Origin of the sequence: Pseudacidovorax sp., assembly GCF_017991995.1 — a bacterium.
Lineage (GTDB): Bacteria > Pseudomonadota > Gammaproteobacteria > Burkholderiales > Burkholderiaceae_C > Xenophilus.
In genome coordinates, this window is the sequence record NZ_JAGOPN010000019.1 from 62056 (window position 1) to 78605 (window position 16550).

Annotated in this window: 18 protein-coding genes; 11 read left to right on the forward strand and 7 right to left on the reverse strand. The window is 68.0% G+C overall.

From position 1 onward, the window contains the following. Positions 1 to 17: 17 nt before the first annotated feature. The gene (locus tag KBC94_RS22620) at positions 18 to 935 is read right to left on the reverse strand and encodes a LysR family transcriptional regulator (protein ID WP_294375506.1); all 918 of its coding nucleotides are present in this window, start codon (positions 933 to 935) and stop codon (positions 18 to 20) included. A 102-nt stretch (positions 936 to 1037) separates the two neighbouring features. On the opposite strand from KBC94_RS22620, the gene KBC94_RS22625 reads away from it, so the two are divergent. From KBC94_RS22625 to KBC94_RS22675, 11 genes are all read left to right on the forward strand, one after another. Then, the gene (locus tag KBC94_RS22625; protein ID WP_294375509.1) at positions 1038 to 2132 is read left to right on the forward strand and encodes an LLM class flavin-dependent oxidoreductase; all 1095 of its coding nucleotides are present in this window, start codon (positions 1038 to 1040) and stop codon (positions 2130 to 2132) included. Between the two features lie 21 nt (positions 2133 to 2153). Further along, the gene (locus KBC94_RS22630; protein ID WP_294375511.1) at positions 2154 to 3095 is read left to right on the forward strand and encodes a flavin reductase family protein; all 942 of its coding nucleotides are present in this window, start codon (positions 2154 to 2156) and stop codon (positions 3093 to 3095) included. A 69-nt stretch (positions 3096 to 3164) separates the two neighbouring features. Next, positions 3165 to 4328 carry an acyl-CoA dehydrogenase family protein gene (locus KBC94_RS22635; protein WP_294375514.1) on the forward strand — a complete coding sequence of 388 codons (1164 nt, stop codon included), beginning with the start codon at positions 3165 to 3167 and terminating at the stop codon, positions 4326 to 4328. Positions 4329 to 4332: 4 nt separating this feature from the next. Continuing rightward, positions 4333 to 5448 (forward strand): acyl-CoA dehydrogenase family protein, encoded by a 1116-nt coding sequence (locus KBC94_RS22640; protein ID WP_294375517.1) that lies wholly within the window; start codon positions 4333 to 4335, stop codon positions 5446 to 5448. Continuing rightward, positions 5445 to 6206 (forward strand): enoyl-CoA hydratase/isomerase family protein, encoded by a 762-nt coding sequence (locus tag KBC94_RS22645; protein ID WP_294375519.1) that lies wholly within the window; start codon positions 5445 to 5447, stop codon positions 6204 to 6206. Before KBC94_RS22640 ends, KBC94_RS22645 begins: the two co-directional genes overlap by 4 nt. Then, entirely contained in the window at positions 6203 to 8353 is a 2151-nt protein-coding gene (locus KBC94_RS22650) for an acetate--CoA ligase family protein (protein ID WP_294375522.1), read from the forward strand. Before KBC94_RS22645 ends, KBC94_RS22650 begins: the two co-directional genes overlap by 4 nt. Next, the gene (locus KBC94_RS22655) at positions 8350 to 9117 is read left to right on the forward strand and encodes a glucose 1-dehydrogenase (RefSeq protein ID WP_294375525.1); all 768 of its coding nucleotides are present in this window, start codon (positions 8350 to 8352) and stop codon (positions 9115 to 9117) included. Before KBC94_RS22650 ends, KBC94_RS22655 begins: the two co-directional genes overlap by 4 nt. Continuing rightward, positions 9114 to 9512: a VOC family protein gene (locus KBC94_RS22660; protein ID WP_294375527.1), complete on the forward strand. Its 399-nt coding sequence runs from the start codon at positions 9114 to 9116 to the stop codon at positions 9510 to 9512. Before KBC94_RS22655 ends, KBC94_RS22660 begins: the two co-directional genes overlap by 4 nt. Further along, positions 9509 to 10063, forward strand: a complete 555-nt coding sequence (locus KBC94_RS22665) for a nuclear transport factor 2 family protein (protein WP_294375530.1) — start codon at positions 9509 to 9511, stop codon at positions 10061 to 10063. Before KBC94_RS22660 ends, KBC94_RS22665 begins: the two co-directional genes overlap by 4 nt. After that, positions 10060 to 11340, forward strand: coding sequence for an SDR family oxidoreductase (locus KBC94_RS22670; protein WP_294375533.1), 1281 nt, complete (start codon positions 10060 to 10062; stop codon positions 11338 to 11340). Before KBC94_RS22665 ends, KBC94_RS22670 begins: the two co-directional genes overlap by 4 nt. 2 nt (positions 11341 to 11342) lie before the next feature. Further along, positions 11343 to 12332: a tripartite tricarboxylate transporter substrate binding protein gene (locus KBC94_RS22675; RefSeq protein WP_294375537.1), complete on the forward strand. Its 990-nt coding sequence runs from the start codon at positions 11343 to 11345 to the stop codon at positions 12330 to 12332. 166 nt (positions 12333 to 12498) lie between these two features. On the opposite strand, the gene KBC94_RS22680 is transcribed toward KBC94_RS22675, so the two are convergent. The 6 genes from KBC94_RS22680 to KBC94_RS22705 form a co-directional block, all read right to left on the reverse strand. Then, on the reverse strand, positions 12499 to 13050 hold the full coding sequence (locus KBC94_RS22680; protein ID WP_294375541.1) for a hypothetical protein: 552 nt from the start codon (positions 13048 to 13050) through the stop codon (positions 12499 to 12501). Positions 13051 to 13160: 110 nt separating this feature from the next. After that, positions 13161 to 14444, reverse strand: a complete 1284-nt coding sequence (locus KBC94_RS22685) for a DUF6402 family protein (protein WP_294375545.1) — start codon at positions 14442 to 14444, stop codon at positions 13161 to 13163. Positions 14445 to 14810: 366 nt separating this feature from the next. Continuing rightward, positions 14811 to 15131: a restriction endonuclease gene (locus tag KBC94_RS22690; RefSeq protein ID WP_294375754.1), complete on the reverse strand. Its 321-nt coding sequence runs from the start codon at positions 15129 to 15131 to the stop codon at positions 14811 to 14813. Beyond that, a complete protein-coding gene (locus KBC94_RS22695; RefSeq protein WP_294375550.1) occupies positions 15013 to 15717 on the reverse strand; it encodes a winged helix-turn-helix domain-containing protein in 705 nt (234 codons plus the stop codon). Before KBC94_RS22695 ends, KBC94_RS22690 begins: the two co-directional genes overlap by 119 nt. A gap of 55 nt (positions 15718 to 15772) precedes the next feature. Further along, positions 15773 to 16174, reverse strand: coding sequence for a type II toxin-antitoxin system RelE/ParE family toxin (locus tag KBC94_RS22700; RefSeq protein ID WP_294375553.1), 402 nt, complete (start codon positions 16172 to 16174; stop codon positions 15773 to 15775). Then, complete coding sequence (locus KBC94_RS22705; protein WP_294375556.1) at positions 16167 to 16490, reverse strand: type II toxin-antitoxin system Phd/YefM family antitoxin; 324 nt, start codon at positions 16488 to 16490, stop codon at positions 16167 to 16169. Before KBC94_RS22705 ends, KBC94_RS22700 begins: the two co-directional genes overlap by 8 nt. Positions 16491 to 16550: the final 60 nt, after the last annotated feature.

A 16550-nucleotide genomic window follows, 5' to 3' on the forward strand; every position in this document is an offset into this window, starting at 1 on the left:
GCCGGCACCGCACCGCGTCAGGGCGGTGCCGGCGCGTCGTCCTGCAGCGCCTCGGCCACGAAGTCCACGAAGGCCCGCACCTTCAGCGGCAGGGCGCGGTTCTGGCGGAACACCGCGAAGATGCCGTTGGAAAACGCCCGCACCGCGAAGCGGTACTCGGGCAGCAGGCGCACCAGGGTGCCGTCCTGCAGGTTGCTGCGCACCGTAGGCTCGGACAGCAGCGCCACGCCCATGCCGCCCAGCGCGGCCAGGCGCAGCATCTCGCCGTTGTTGGCGCTGAGCACACCCTGGATCGCCAGCTCCTGCTGCACGCCCTGCTCGTCCACGTACTTCCAGCTCGTGGCCTCGTGTTCGCGCCGGTAGGTCAGGCATCGGGCCTGCGGCAGGTCGCTCGGATGCCTGATGCGCGAGTTGGTCTTGAGGTAGGCCGGGCTGGCCACCAGCACCTCGTCGCTGGACAGCAGCCGCTTGATCACGAAGCCCGAGTCGTTGGATTCGCCGGTGCGGATGTCCACGTCGAAGTCGTGCTCGACCAGGTTGACCGGATGCTCCGACAGCTCGATCTGCACCTGGATGTCCGGATAGCGCTGGGCAAAGCGCGGCAGCAGTGGCGCCACCACGCGCAGGCCGATGTGCGTGCGCGAGTGCACCCGCAGCCGGCCTTCGGGCCGCTGGCGGGCGCTGCGCGCGGCCTGCTCGGCATCGGCCATGGCTTCGAGCACGCCTTCCGCGCGTGACAGGAAGGCCTGGCCGGCCTCGGTCATCTTGAGATTGCGGCTGGTGCGGTCCACCAGCTGCACGCCCAGCTCTTCCTCCAGCGCACTGATGCGCCGTGAGATGGTGGCCGGCGACAGGCTCAGGCTGCGCGCCGCGGCCGACAGGCTGCCCTTGCGCTGGGTGGTGACGAAGATGCGCAGCGAGTCGAGGGCCTTCATTTCGAAAGACGCAAAGAAGGTGTGCGCAGGGCGGTGCGCTGGCAGGCCGGGGCGTTCCTAGCATTGATCCACGTCACGAACCAACGATCAGGAGCAACGGCCATGGACTTCGGAATCTTCATTCTGATGCAGCAGCGGAACAAACATAAGACCTCGCACGAGATCCTGCGGGACGCGGTCGAACAGACGCGTCTGGCGGACGAACTGGGCTTCGGCGCGGCATGGTATGCCGAGCACCACTTCAGCAACTACGGCATGTGCTCGTCGCCGCTGACGATGATCGCGCATTGCGCCGCCGCCACGCGCCGCATCCGCCTGGGCACGGGCATCGTGGTGGCGCCGCTGTACACGCCGGCCCGCCTGATCGCCGATGTGGCGATGGTGGACCAGCTGTCCAACGGGCGGCTCAATCTGGGCATCGGCTCGGGCTACCAGCACTTCGAGTTCGAGCGCTTCGGCGTCGCGCTGGAGACGGCCAAGGCCCGCACCTTCGAGATGCTGGATATGCTGGAGCTGGGCCTCAAGCAGCCCAAGTTCAGCTACGACGGGCAGTACTACCAGCAGCCCATGAGTGCCATCAGCCAGCGCGCGGTGCAGCAGCCCGGCCCGCCGATGTGGATCACCAGCGTGGACCCGAGCTTCGTCGCCCGCGCCGTGCGCGGCAACCACCATGTGTTCGTCTCCGGCGGCGACGGCGGCCTGGAGAAACTGGCCAGCACCCGCGCCCTCATCGACCGTGTGGCCACGCAGGAGGGCAAGGACCCGGCCGCCGTGCCCGTGGGCCTGCTGCGCGCCGCCTATGCCAGCAACGACAAGAACGAGGTCGAGAAGTACCTGGACTGCGCCCGCTACCAGCGCCGCATCGCCGTGAGCCTCAAGCGCCGCACGGCGCAGATCGCCGACGACTACCAGGTCGAGGAAGGCATCGTCGAGGGCGAGCCCACGCTCGATGAGATGCGCGCCCTGCTGCCCGTGGGCAGCATCGACACGGTGATCGAGCGCGTGGTCAAGGAGATTCGCACCCTCAAGCCAGTGCACTACTGCTTCCAGACCCAGATGGGCGACTTCGACCACCCCACCATGCTGCGCCAGCTGCGTACCTGGGCCGAGGTCATCATCCCGACCGTGCAGCAGGAGATCGCCAACGACCCGCCGCACCGCGCCGCCGCCGTCCAGCCCGAACTGGCTGCGGCCTGAGCCGCACGCCGAGGTTCCGCCATGACCGCGCTTGCCACCGCCGAACGCATCCGGCCGGCCATCGAGCCCACGCTGCTGCGCCAGCACCTGGGCTGCTTTCCGACGGGCGTGGCCATCGTCACCACGCGCACGGCCGACGGCCAGCCCGCGGGGCTGACCTGCAACAGCTTCAGCTCGGTCTCGCTGGAGCCGCCGCTGGTGTTGTTCAGCCTGCGCAAGGCCAGCCGGCTGCTGGAGACCTTCCAGCAGGCCGAGGGCTTTGCCATCCACATCCTGGGCGAGCACCAGGACGCGCTGTCGGGCCGCTTCGCCTCCAGCAGGATCGAGCACAAGTTCGAGGGCGTGGCCTGGCGCGAGGGCGGGCTGGGCATGCCGCTGCTGGACGACTGCCTGGCCAGCTTCGAATGCAGCCTGTTCGCCGCCCATGACGCGGGCGACCATGTCATCTTCATCGGCGAGGTGCACCACCTGGGCGCCGGCACGGGCGAGCAGGCGCTGGTGTTCTACAAGGGCGCCTACATGCGCCTGGCCGAGTCGCTGCGCCACCGCGTGGTGCAGGGCGGCATGGGCGATGCCGATGTGGACGAGGCCTACCGCACGCTCTATGGGCGGCTGCTGCGCCTGGCCTGCGAACGGGCGAGCGAGGCCGAGATCGACGCCATCGAGGCGGCCGCCGGGCTGATCGAGGCGCATCCCGAGGACGCGCCGCTCAAGGCCCGCATCGATTCGGCCAGCGCCTTCTTCGGCGCCATTGCCGCCGCCGGCCACAACGATGCGCTGATGCTCATGGCCCAGACCATGACCGCGGTGCTGCGCGAGCGCATGACCCATGTGCTGTCGGTGCGCGCGCGGCCCGACCTGTACCCGCTGCGGCGCGCCGTGGTGCATCACCTGCGCGAGCGCGATGCCGAAGGCGCTGCCGCCGCCCTGGATGCGCTGATCGACCAGCTGCGTCGCGGCTGAGCGCCATCCCCGACTGCCCCACGGCCCGAAGGCCCTGGGCGATCCGATTGAGAGAGACGAGGAGACACGATGTCCATCGACTACGCCGCGTTCCGGCGTGAACTGGAGACCTTCGCCCGCCAGGCCTGCCTGCCCGAGATCCGGGCCGTGGTGGCCGGCGGCCAGAAGATCACCAAGCGCGAGTACCAGGCCTGGCAGAAGATCCTGAACGACCGCGGCTGGGGCGCCCCCAGCTGGCCGGTCGAGGTCGGCGGCACCGGCTGGGACATCCGCCAGCGCCTGATCTTCGAAGAGGTGATGGCCGAGAACGACTGCCCGCCGCTGTACCACCACGGCCTGGGCCACATCGGCCCGGTCATCATCCGCTTCGGCACGCCCGAGCAAAAGGCCCGCTTCCTGCCACGCATCCTCGATGGCTCGGACTGGTGGTGCCAGGGCTATTCGGAGCCGGGCTCGGGCTCCGACCTGGCCTCGCTGCAGACCAGCGCCCGCCGCGACGGCGACGACTGGGTGGTCAACGGCCAGAAGATCTGGACCTCCCACGCCCACGAGGCCAGCATGATCTACATGCTGGTGCGCACCTCGAAGGAGGCAAAGAAGCAGGAGGGCATCTCGCTGCTGCTGGTGCCCATGGACACGCCCGGCATCACCGTGCGGCCCATCCGCACCATCGACGGCTGGCACCACCTCAACGAGGTCTTCTTCGACGAGGTGCGGGTGCGCGCGGACAACCTGATCGGCGAAGAAGGCAAGGGCTGGACCTGCGCCAAGTTCCTGCTGGAGCGCGAACGCCTGCCCCCGGCCAACGTGGCCCGGCTGGCGCTGATGCACCGCCAGGTCTCGGCCCTGCTGCAGCAGGCCGCACAGGAAGCGGGCGCCCGGCGCGACTTCGGCGTGCTGCAACACAAGCTGCTGCTGTGCGAGGCCGAGCTGCAGGGTGCCCGCGTGATGATGGCCAGCGCCACCGATGACCTGATCCACCAGCGGCCGCTGGGCGTGCAGCCCTCGGCCATCAAGATGACCTGCGCCGACGTCGCGCAGCGCCTGACCACCATCGCCCTCGATGCGGTCGGCCCCGAAGCCGCGCACCGCTTCCTGGCCGAGGAGGGCGGCGAGGAGCTGCCTGCCGCCACCTGGATCCAGAACTACATGTTCACGCGTGCCCGCACCATCGCCGGCGGCACCTCCGAGGTGCAGCGCAACGTGATCGCCAACGCGCTGCTGGGAGCCTGAGCCCATGTCGAACCACTTCTCCCCGCTCTTCCCCGGCATGCTCTTCGACGCGGCCGACCGCTTTGCGCAGGACCATGTGCACAGCGCCACCTTGCCCGGCGACCCGGTGCGCGAGCTGGGCTGGACCGCCACGCTGGTGCCCGAGTCCGACGGCGGCGTCGGCGGCACGCTGGCCGACCTGGCCAGCGTGGTCGAGGGCCTGGCCGCCCAGGGGCTGCAGCTGCCCGTGATCGAGACCTGCGCCGTGGTGCCGCTGCTGCTGCGTGCCGCGCCGACCGAGGTGGCCGGGCCCTGGCTGCAGGCCGTGGCCGAGTCCGAAGTGCAGATCGCGTCGCTGGCCGCGCTGGCGGCCCTGCCCGAAGATGGCACCCTGCGTGCGGTCCGCAGTGAAAGCGGCTTCGTGCTCGACGGCCGCGTGGACGGCGTGGACGCCACGCTGCCCGCCAGCCACTGGCTGGCCGTCGCCACGCTGGACGGCGCGCCCGCGCTCTTTCTGGTCGATGCCGAGCGCGTCGGTGCGCCCGCCGCCCGCTACCACACCATGGAAGGCCGGCAGGGCGCGGACTTCAGGCTGGACGGCGTCGCGCTGCCCTCAACGGCCCTGCTGGCGCAGGGCGAACCGCTGCGCGCTGCGCTGGCCGCGGCCGGCGATGCGGCCCTGCTGCTCACGCTGGTCGACACCGTGGCCGCCCAGGCCGCGCTCATCCGACACACCATCACGCACCTGCAGGAGCGCCGGCAGTTCGGCGTGGCGCTGGCCACCTTCCAGGTGCTGCGCCATCGCGTGGCGGACATGTACGTCAAGGCGCAATGCGCTCAGGGCCTGGTGGTGCATGCCTTCCAGGCGCAGGAATCGGCCGCGCCCCAGCTGCGTCGCACGCTGCAGCTGGCCAAGCTCTCCATCGCCGAGACGGCCCGCGCGGCGGCCGAGGCGGCCATCCAGACGCACGGCGGCATGGGCCTGAGCGAGGAGGTGCTGGCCACCCGCCTGGCCCAGCGGCTGATCGCGTCGGAGTTCCGCTATGGCGACCGGCTGACCCAGTTGGCCGTGCTGCTGCATGCAGCCCCCGCTTCCTCCACCCCTTCTTCTGCCAACACCCTCCCTGGGAGCGCGCGATGAGCATCCACCTCGAAGTCTCCGAATACATCGCCGTCGTGCGGCTGGACAAGCCGCCCGTCAACGCCCTCGACCGCGCCTCGCGCCGCGACCTCATCGCCGCCTTCGACGAGATCTCCGAGCGCAGCGACGTGCGCGTGGCCATCCTCACCGGCACCGGCAAGGCCTTCTGCGCGGGGGCCGACCTGAAGGATCGGCCGAACGCCGACAAGGCCGGCGACTTCCTCGACCACAACCGCTGGACGCGCGAGACGGGCAATGCCATCCGCGAATGCGCCAAGCCGGTGATCGCGGCCATCAACGGCCCGGCGCTGGGCGCGGGCTTCGGCCTGATGGCGGCCTGCGACATCTTCCTGGCCAGCGAGCACGCCACCTTCGCCATGCCCGAGATCAACGTCGGCCTGGCCGGCGGCGTCTCGATGCTGCGCACGCTGGTGGGCCGCTCGTTCACGCGGCGCATGTTCTTCACCGGCATGAAGGTCTCGGCCGCCGAGCTGTACCGCCGCGGCGTGCTCGACGAGGTGGTGCCGGCCGAGCGGCTGATGCCGCTGGCCATGGAGATCGCGCAAGACATCGCCTCCAAGGCGCCGCTGGCCGTGGCCTATGCCAAGCAGGCCGCCAACATGATGGACCTGATGCCCCAGCGCGATGGCTACCGCGTGGAGCAGAACTTCACCATGGCGCTGTCGCGCACCGAGGACGCCAAGGAGGCGCGCCAGGCCTTCCTTGAGAAACGCCAACCGGTCTACAAGGGCCGATGAGCATGCGCCCCGACATCGACATCGACGTCGGCCACGGACTGGAGGCGCTGTTCACGCCGCGCTCCATCGCCATCGTGGGCGCCTCCGACGACGTGACCAAGATCGGTGGCCGGCCGCTGCAGTTCCTGCGCAAGTACGGCTTTGCCGGCGCGATCTATCCGGTCAACCGCAAGGCGGCCGACGTGCAATCGCTGCGCGCGTATCCCGACGTGGCCGCGCTGCCCGAGGCGCCCGAGCTGGCCGTCATCGCCGTGCCGCCCGAGAGCGTGCCGCAGGCCGTGCGCGACTGCGCCGCCCGTGGCGTGAAGGCCGCCGTGGTGCTGTCCGCGGGCTTTTCCGAGATGGGCGAGGCCGGGGCCCGGCTGCAGGCCGAGATCGGCCGCATCGCCCGTGAGACGGGCCTGCGCGTGGTGGGCCCCAACTGCCTGGGCGCCATCGGCGTGCCGGCCAAGAGCATCGCCACCTTCTCGGTGGCGCTGGAGTCCGCCTTTCCGGCGCCGGGGCCCGTGGGCATCGTCTCGCAGAGCGGCAACCTGGGCAGCTACACGCTGCGCCTCGCGTCCGAGCGGGGCCTGGGCATCAGCCGCATGCTGACCACCGGCAACGAATGCGATGTGGACATCGCGGATGCCATCGCTTCGGCCGCGGCCGACCCGGGCACCCGCGTCATCCTCTGCTGCATGGAGACCTGCCGCGACGGCGACAAGCTGCGCCGCGCCATGGCCCTGGCCCGTGCCGCGGGCAAGCCCCTGGTGGTGCTGAAGGTGGGCGTCTCCGAAGCGGGCAGTGCCGCCGCGGCCTCGCACACCGGCGCACTGGCCGGCTCCGACGCCGTGTTCGACGCCGTGCTGCGCGAGGGCGGCGCCCTGCGCGTGCCCAGCATCGAGCAACTGCTGGACGTGGGCCACGCGCTGGCCGTGCTCGGCGAAGGCCGCCTGCCCACGGGCCGGCGCATCGCCGTGCTCACGGCCTCGGGCGGCTTCGGCGTGCTGCTGGCCGATGCGGCCAGCGCGCAGGGCCTGACGCTGCCGCGCCTCGCCGAGGCCACCCAGCAGCGCATCCTGCAGGCAGTGGCCTTCGCGGCGCCGGCCAATCCGGTGGACATGACGGCGCAGGTCTCCAGCCGGCCCGAGCTGCTGGCCCAGGTGCTGGACGCCGTGGCCGCCGATCCGGCCTGCGATACCCTGCTGCTGCAGTCGGCCAATGCCTTCCATGTGCCGCGGCTGCGCGACGTCTTCCTGGCTGCGCTCACGCAGATGCGCGGGCGGCATCCGCAGCGGCTCATCGTGCTGTGCGCTCGGGCGCCGGCAGAGGTGCGGCGGCAGCTCGATGCGCTGGGCATCCCGGCCATCGAGGGCATCGACGCGGCCTGCGCCACCGTGGCGGCCCTGGCGACGCTGGGCATGCAGTCCGCACAACCCTGCGAGGTCGAGGAAATGCCCCGTACGCCGCTGCCAGCCGAGGCCTTCGCCACCGAGGCCAGTGCCAAGGCGGCCCTGGCCGCGGCCGGCCTTCCGGTGCTGCGCGAGGTGGTCGCCACCACGCGTGACGAGGCGGTGGCCGCCGCAAGCGCCATCGGCTTTCCGGTGGTGCTCAAGATCGTGTCGCCCGACATCGCCCACAAGACCGAGGTGGGCGGCGTGGCGGTGGGTGTGCGCAGCGAGGGCCAGCTCATCGATGCGCATGACACGATGCTCGCCCGCGTGGCCGAGAAGGCGCCGGGGGCCCGCATCGACGGCGTGCTGGTGGCGCAGATGGCGCCGGCCGGCTGCGAGCTGATCCTGGGCACCAAGACCGACCCGGTCTTCGGTTCCATGGTCATGGTGGGCCTGGGCGGCATCCATGCCGAGATCTGGAAGGACGTGGCCCTGCGGCCCGCGCCGGTGGATGCTGCGGCGGCCGAGGCCATGCTGCGCTCCCTCAAGTCCTTCCCGCTGCTCGACGGTGCGCGCGGCCGGCCCAAGGCCGACGTGGCGGCCGCGGCCCAGGCCATCGCCGCGCTGTCGCGCTTTGCCGCCCGGCATGCCGACGACGTGGCCGAGATCGACATCAACCCGCTGGTGGTGCTGGACGCCGGCCAGGGTGCCTTCGCGCTCGATGCGCTGCTGGTGCCCACCTCGACGAACAACAAGGACGCTCATCCATGACCGCCACCCTTTCCTCGCTCGCCGGCCGAACGGCCTTCATCAGCGGCGCCGGCCACGGCATCGGCCGCGCCACCGCTCTGGCCCTGGCGGCCCGCGGCGCCGTCGTCGGCATCAACGACCTCAAGCCCGAGTTCGTCGAAGACGCCGTGGCCGCGGTGCGCGCCGCGGGTGGCCAGGCCATCGGCCTGCCCTGCGACGTCGCCACCCGCGACGGCATGCGCGAGGCGGTGCAGCGCTTCGCGGCCGATGCCGGTCGCCTCGACGTGATGGTCAACAACGCCGCCTGGGTCCGCTATCAGTCGCTGCCCGAGATCACGCCCGAGGTCATGGACCGCATGGTGGAGATCGGCTTCAAGTCGGTGATCTGGGGCATCCAGGCCGCGGCCGAGGCCATGGATGCCGAACGGGGCGGCGCCATCGTCAACGTGGCCTCCATCGCGGCCTTCAAGTCGCCGATGCGCTCGGTGGTCTACAGCGGCATCAAGGCCGGCGTGCTGGGCATCACCCGCGCCGCGGCGGCCGACCTGGGCGCACGCCGCATCCGCGTCAATGCGGTGGCGCCGGGCGCGGTGCCCACCGAGGGCACGGTGCGCAACCGCAATGCCGAGCTGGATGCCAAGCGCATCGCGCGCACGCCGCTGGGCCGGCTGGGCACGGTGCAGGACATCGCGGACGCCATCGTCTTCCTGGCCAGCGACGAGGCGCGCTTCCTCAATGCAGAAGTGCTGCGGCTGGACGGCGGTGCCTCGGAGACCTCGCTGTGAGCGCGCCAGCAAAGTCCTTCGCGCCCACGCGGCTGCAGAACGTCTACCTGGTGGCCGAGCGGCCGGCTGCGCTGCACGCCTTCTACAGCGAGGCCCTGGGCCTGTCGCTCAAGTTCGCCGACGGCGAGCGCTGGTACCAGTACGGCGTGGGCGGCGGCAATGTCTCGCTGGCCTGCCGCGAGGAGGCGGCGCCGGCCACTTCGGGCGCGGTGATGGTGTTCGAGGTCGCGGACTTCGACGGCGCTTCGGAACGCATCGCCGCGGCCGGCGGCGAGGTGCTGGGTCTGCGCGACATGGGCGCCCATGGCGCCGTGCTGTCGCTGCGCGATCCGGAGGGCCATGTGGTGCAGATCTTCCGGCGCTCGCCTCCGGCAGACGCCAAGGCGCAGCCGTGAGCGCCTCCGCCGTCGACACGGCCGCGCTGCAGACGTTGCTGGACCGCGAGGCCATCCGCGACTGCCTGTACCGCTACTGCCGCGGCATCGACCGCTGCGACGAGGCGGCCTTGCGCTCGGCCTACTGGCCCGATGCCACGGACTGCCACGGCGCCTGGAAGGGCAGCGCCACCGGCTTCATCGACCAGGCGCTGGCCAAGCTGCGCCAGGGCGGCCGGCGCGTGCACCAGATCAGCAACATCCTGATCGAACTCGCCGGCGACACGGCGGCGGTCGAGAGCGGCTTTCTCGCGCTGCAGTCGACGGCGGCCCAGCCCGGGCGCGAGACCTTTCTCTGTGGCCGCTACGTCGACCGCTTCGAGCGCCGCGAGGGCGAATGGCGCGTGGCCGACCGCACGGTGGTCTACGACTGGATCGAGGAGCGCGCGCGGCCCGAACTGGCGCAGGGCGATGCGCAGCTCTTCGGCGTGCGGCAGCCGACGGCGGCGATGGCGCCGGCCGATCCGGTCTATGCGCTCCTCGCGGCCCTGCACGATCCGGCCCGGCGATGACATGGGGCATGCACCCGGCAGCGCCCGGCCCAGGCGACGCCGCAGGCGGCTTCGCCCAGCCGGCCGCCGGGCCCGTGGGCGGGGCAGCGTGCCGCCACGTGCTCATCACCGGCGCGGCCGCCGGCATCGGCCGCGCCACCGCGCTGCGGCTCGCGCGCGACGGCTGGCGCTGCGTGCTCGTCGATGCGGACGCCAGCCGCCTCGCGCAGCTCGCCGCCGTTTGGCCGGCTGAAGCGCGCGCGCCGGAGACCCGCGCCGTCGATCTATGCGACGCCGCGCAGATCGCCGCGCTGGGTGCCGACCTGCCGCCGCTCGATGCACTGATCAACAACGCCGGCATGTCGGCCGGCGGACGCGATGCGCTCGACGCCGAAAGCCAACGGCTGCTGGCCCTCAACCTCGAAGCGCCCGCGCGGCTGGTGCAGGCCTGCACTCCACGGCTGCGGCCCGGCTCGCGCATCGTCAACGTGGCCTCTGGCGCGGGTCTGCGCGCCATTCCCTGGCGCGGCCTCTACAGCCCCAGCAAGGCTGCTCTGATCGCCCAGACCCGCGCCCTGGCACAGGCGCGCCCGGACTGGACGGTCACCGCGCTGGCGCCGGGCTTCGTGCGGACCGAGCTGGTGCAGCAGCTGATCGACAGCGGCCGTCTGGTGCCCGCGCAGGCCACGGCCAAGATCCCGCTGGGCCATATGGCCGAGCCGGAGGACATGGCTGAGGCGCTGTGCTTTCTGGCGGGCGAGGGCGCCCGGCCGCTGTCCGGCGAGTTGCTGGTGCTGGACGGCGGATCGTCGGTGTGCGGTGGCAGCCAGCCGCTGCCACCGGCGGAGGCGCCACTGCCGCCGCTGGATAGGGTCTGCACGCCGCAGGAGGCCGGCGCGTCCACAGGCACAGGGGGCTATCCCGCGGTGCTCGATGCGAGCCTGATGACGGCGCCGCCGGGCCAGTGGCTGGCCACCTTGCAGGCCGCCGCGCGGCGCTTCCGTCTGGCGCATCCGATGCAGGCCAGCCTGACATTGCTGGTGCCTGCCGCGCAGCCCGCACTGCCCTGGGCGCAGGCCGGCGACCCGGCCGCCGCCTGCATGCTGCTGCACACGCTGGCCGCCGAATGGGGCAGCCAGGGCCTGCGCATCAATGCCGTGGCCATCGACGGGCCCGGCGTGGATGCCGCCACGCAGGCATTGCTGGCCTTCGTCGCCGGTCCGCGCTCGCGCTTTCTCACCGGCCAATGGCTGCGGGCCGCCGCAGCGACGACAACGATCCCAAACCCGGAGACATGACCATGAACGAGCCGATCTGCAATCGCCGGCACCTGCTCACCGCCGCCGCGCTGCTGAGCCTGCATCCCGCGCTGGCCCACGCCCAGTCCGGCGTCTGGCCGCAACGGCCGCTCAAGCTGGTGGTGCCCGGCCCGCCCGGTGCCGGCTCCGACATCTTTGCGCGCTTGCTGGCCGTGAGCCTGCAGGAAGCCCTGGGCCAGCCGGTGGTGGTCGACAACCGGGCCGGCGCCAATGGGCTGATCGGCAACGAGGCGGTGGCGCGGGCTGCGGCCGACGGCTACACGCTGCTGCTGTCGCCCTCGTCGGCCATCGCCATCAACCCGGTGATCCAGCCGCGCATGCCCTACGACGCCCGCAAGGACCTGCAACCGGTGGCGCAGGTGGGATCGGCCGGCGTGCTGCTGGTGGCCCATCCCGCCACCGGGCTGCGCTCGCTGGCCGACCTGGTGCGCGCCGCGCGTGCGCAGCCCGACCGCATCGCCTACGGCTCCTGGGGCAGCGGCTCCACGGGCCACCTGGTGATGGAAGGCATCAAGGCCGAATACGGGCTGGTCATGCCGCATGTGCCGTACAAGGGCGTCTCGCCGCTGGTGGCCGATCTGCTGGCCAACACCATCGGCGTGGGCTTCGTGGACATCGCCTCGCCGGTGCCCCACATCCGCGCCGGCAAGCTGGTGGCCCTGGGCTGCACCGGCTCCGCCCGTGGTCCCGCACTGCCCGAGGTGCCCACGCTCACCGAGCAGGGCTACCGCTTCGACGTCGATGGCTGGTATGGCGTCTTCGTGCCGGCCGGCACGCCGCCAGCGGTGGTGCAGCGGCTCAACCGCGAGATCAACCGCATCCTGGCGACGCCGGAGGTGGTGCAGAAGTTCGCGGTGCAGAACATGCCGCGCCCCCCGCTGAAGTCGGCCGAGGAATTCAGCGCCACCGTCTGGCGCGACATGGACAGCTGGCAGGCGCTGGCGAGGACGGCGCGGCTGCGGGTGGAGTGAGGGGGGCACGGCGCCGCGCCCGCGTGGCTGCAGCACGCTGCGCGATCCGCTCAGCCGACTTCTTGCCAGGAATGGCGAAGTGCAGCCTGTCTGGATGGATGTATGCCGGGAATCCAGTGTGCTTGCAGGGGCGGGGGTTTTTTTAGGGGCGACTTCTTTGCAATTGCTATGGCAGGAGTTTGGGGAATTTCGCCTTAAGCCACTCCCAATAAGACGGCGGCATTTTCATCCTGACTTCCGATTCATCGCTGGCCTCGTCGTAGTAGGTCAAATAATCCTCTCCGTACTTGATGGTCAGCGGTCCCTGGCTGGTCAAAACGGGCATAAACGTTCGTTCTGCCCAAAGGCGGTCATTCATGAACAGAATGCGCAGCCGGACCCGACCGGCATCCATGAGGTTGTAGTTGATATGGTTGCGGGTGCTGCAAAGCTCTATCTTGACTGACTCACCCTTGAACGTGCGCACACCGCCGCCCAATTCTTTGGTGAATTCATCGCATGCTCCGTAGTGCTGTGGAAACACGATGGAACCGCAAAAAATTCCTACCATAATGATGAGTAGAGAAGCTCCCATCCGATGATGGATCGTCTTCAACCACGGCAACCGACTAACCTGGATGAATATCAAGAAAAATGCGGCGGCCGCTGCAATCCAGCCTAAAGGCCGAACGTAAGGTTCAAGCAGCCCGTCAAGCCCATTTTTCGAGTTGATGTGCACATAAAGCAACTTATAGGCAGCAATGAATAGGACCGTTGTTACGAAAAAAAGAAGGCATCGAAGGCCAACGATTAAGAGTCTGTATATCCGGCGCATAAAATGGCCCGAGGTTAGCGCCGATAAATCTCGCATATTTCATCGAGATCTATGGTTATAGGCTTCGCAAGTTTTATCTTCCTTGTGTCCGAAAAAATAGCGAAGTCGCCGCCACGGTTCTTCAAGTGGCGCCAAGTCTCAAAGTCCTTGTTTCTAACTGGGTAATATACTTGTTTCGCCAATAAACTATTACCGGTGTCCAGTGGCCTGTCCAGATTCTTGGGCACGGGCGGAAGATAAATTTCTGATCTGCTGCCGTGTTCTTTTTCCAGCAGGCTTGCGGCGTATGATTCCGCAGAAATTATTACGCCATAACGATTCCAATGTCCCAAATACTGGGAGGTTTGCGTCTCGTCGTTGAATGAGTAAACGTCCTTTGCATACACGTAGATATGTGACACCTCCACGGTGGTCTGTGTGCATTTCGTCTGACCTTCACTGCCGTATCGCATATACCGACGGGTGCGAACAGTGGCGTGAGCGACCGCTGCATAAAAGTAGAAGTTCGCCAGCGATGCAGCCAGATCGTTCATGATCTGGGAATTCTTTATCTTTCCTTGGGATATTTCCAATATCCCTCCCAGTACATCCACCATTGTCACCTTAATTCTCTGGAATTGAAAATCACGGTGCAGCTTTTGAATGTCCTGTTCTGAATAACTCCAAGTGGACAAGGGGCTGGGGCAGGAATTATTGTGCTTGTCGACGAATCTCTTAAGGACATTTTTAAGCGCCTCCCTAGATTTATTGTTGTATATGTTTTCGGGTGCATTTGTGTCGGCATCCTTGAGTGCATCGAATTTTCTCTTCACCAGCCCGAAACTCAATATCCAATCCAGTTTGAAAGTGTCGGTGTCCAAGAATTGAAGAGACTCGATATCCGCCGAACCATCCTTAATCACATGAGCTTGACCACGGAACCAACGGTCGGCGCAGTAGGCCGCCTTTGTAAAACCCATTGCCCGCATGCCGGTCGGCAAATCCAGCATATCGAACGGTGGCACAACGGGACAGTTTTCCTTCTTATCGATAATGTTGCCGTTCGAATTCTGCGCTAGCGAAGGCCTTTGAATTCCTGCTGCACCGGCATGTGTAGTGCCCTTCGCCGCACCGTTTCCATTGATTCCGGGGTTTGATGACGGCGGAGCTGAAGGGGGTGGCGGGGGCGGCGCAACGCCAAAAATCGGCGGCGGGTTTTTAAGCATTTCAATGGACGTCTGGGTCGGGCTGGGGCGGCAACCGAAGCCGGCCTCTTTGACGGTCCATTTCAAGCCGAATAGCTGAACTTCAGGTTTCAAATATGGGTGCCTATCCCGGTGGAGTTCGTCAGAATACCGCTGAAGGCTTGAGATAATGTTTCCGAGCATTGACTTTTTGAGGGATTTTTAAAGGTTCGGGCGATGCCTCGACCTTATCCATATTCCCTTGGCATACGGAACTTGGAATGCCAAAAATTCCCGGCACTGCTCATCTTCTTTCTACATCAGCCCCACCCTCAGGCTGCAGCAACTACTCGCCGGCAACCGGGGCCCGCGTATTCTGTCGGTCCTTCTGAATTTACTGCCGAGCCGGCATCCCGCCCGGGTACAACCTCCTCAGTCTCGTAAAGCAGGACCCGCCGGCAACGAAAAGGGCGGTTCCCTCATGCATGTCCCCTTGTCCGCTCAACCGCCCGGCGCCAGAAAGCGGATCGAGCGCAGCGGCAGCCGGCGCCGGGCCCTGTCGGTCAGCTTGTCGTAGTGCTCGTCCCAAAGGTCGAACAGCTTCTCAAGACTGATCAAGGTGATGCGTCGCTTTTCCTGCGTGCGGGCTTCGGCCTCGGCATCCTTGGTGAAACCGCCGGTGCAGACGAACAGGTCTACGTCGTCATCGCCCAGCACGGCCATGAAAGACCGCAGGCCTTCGACGCCGACGGTGTTTTGCTGTCGCTTCACCTGAACCTTGATGCGCGGCGGGCGCGTGCCCAGCGCATCGGGCCAGGCCAGGATGTCCACGCCACCATCCTTGCCGGGCGGCGACACCCAGCTGACGTGGGGCGCGCAACAGGTCGGCCACCAGTTCCTGGAAGTCGTAAGGATTCATCGCGCGCAGGTACTGCGACACCTCTGCCCAGGCCTGCTCTTCGGCCTCGTCGAAGGTGACACTCGCCGCCTTGGCGTTGTTGTCCACGTCGTTCACCGCATTCGCGGCGGCGGCCACCTCCGCAGCGCTGCCCTCGGAGTCAGGCTGTGCGGCCTTCCATTCCGCGTACAGCTTGCAGGCACGCTTGTAGAAGGCCTCGGGGTCTTGCAGTTCCGCATGGGCCGCCTGGCCTGCCTCGGTGATGGTCCAGATGCCCTTGTCCTTCACCAACCAGCCCGCCTTGACGCAATCGACCGTGGCGAAGCGGACGATCTTCTCGAAGCGGCGCCCGCCGGATTCATAGCTGTCGGCCTCGTAGGGTGACAAGGTGACGCTGCTGGCCAGCACCTGCAATGCTTCACTGCCTCGCATGCCTTCTGGCGCTGACATTAGGATGCTGAAGAGCTCGCGCAGAAATTCGCCGGTGCGGCGGCGGGTGATTTCAGCCATGATTTCGCTCGCTTGTGCGTTGTGGCGGGACTTGATAGAGGTAGGACATGAAAGCTCAGCGCCGCTCCTGCGGGTGGGCGCCCGGCCACAGGCGGGCGAAGTCGAATGAAAGCTGGCGGTGGTGCCGGATGGACAGCAGATAGACCGTCGCACTGGCGTCCATGACGGTGTAGAGCATCAGGTAGTCGCCATGCAGGTACTCGCGCAGAGCACTGGCTGCGCCGGCCGGCAGTGCTGCGAGCTGGGCCAGTGCTTCGGCCGACTGCGGCGGGTTGTCCAGGTAGCGCCGGCCGATGCGGGGGAACCGGGCCAGATTGGGGATGACCGTGGCACGCAGGCCGGCCAGCAGATCATCGAAGGCGAATGCCGCGTCGGCTTCTGCCAGAAAGGCCTCGATGGCGTCCAGCCGCTCCAGGAAGCTTGCGGTCAGTTCGACCCGATGCAGAGCCTCAGCCACGCTTCCTGGCGGCTTTGCCAGTGGGGACGGCCGCGCGGCGCTGTTGAAGCTGGGCAAGGGCCGCATCGGCCCCGTAGGTGCGGCCGGCCTCGATGTCGGCGATGCCGCGTCGGGCATCGTCGATCAGCAGCAGGTGGATGCGCTCCCGCTCCAGGCGGTGGTAGTAGTCCAGCCGGTCGGCGTCGATGAGCGCGACGTAGCTTTCCCCGTTCTTGGTGATGATCTTTTCGGCACCGGCCTTGGCCTGGTCGGCCAACTCCGAGAGGTTGGCGCGTGCCTGGGTAAAAGGCACGACGTCGCTGGCTGAAAAGCCCATGGCCGGCTCCTTGAGAGTGCAGAATTCTGCGCAGTCTAAGACAGACTCGCGCGTGTCGAG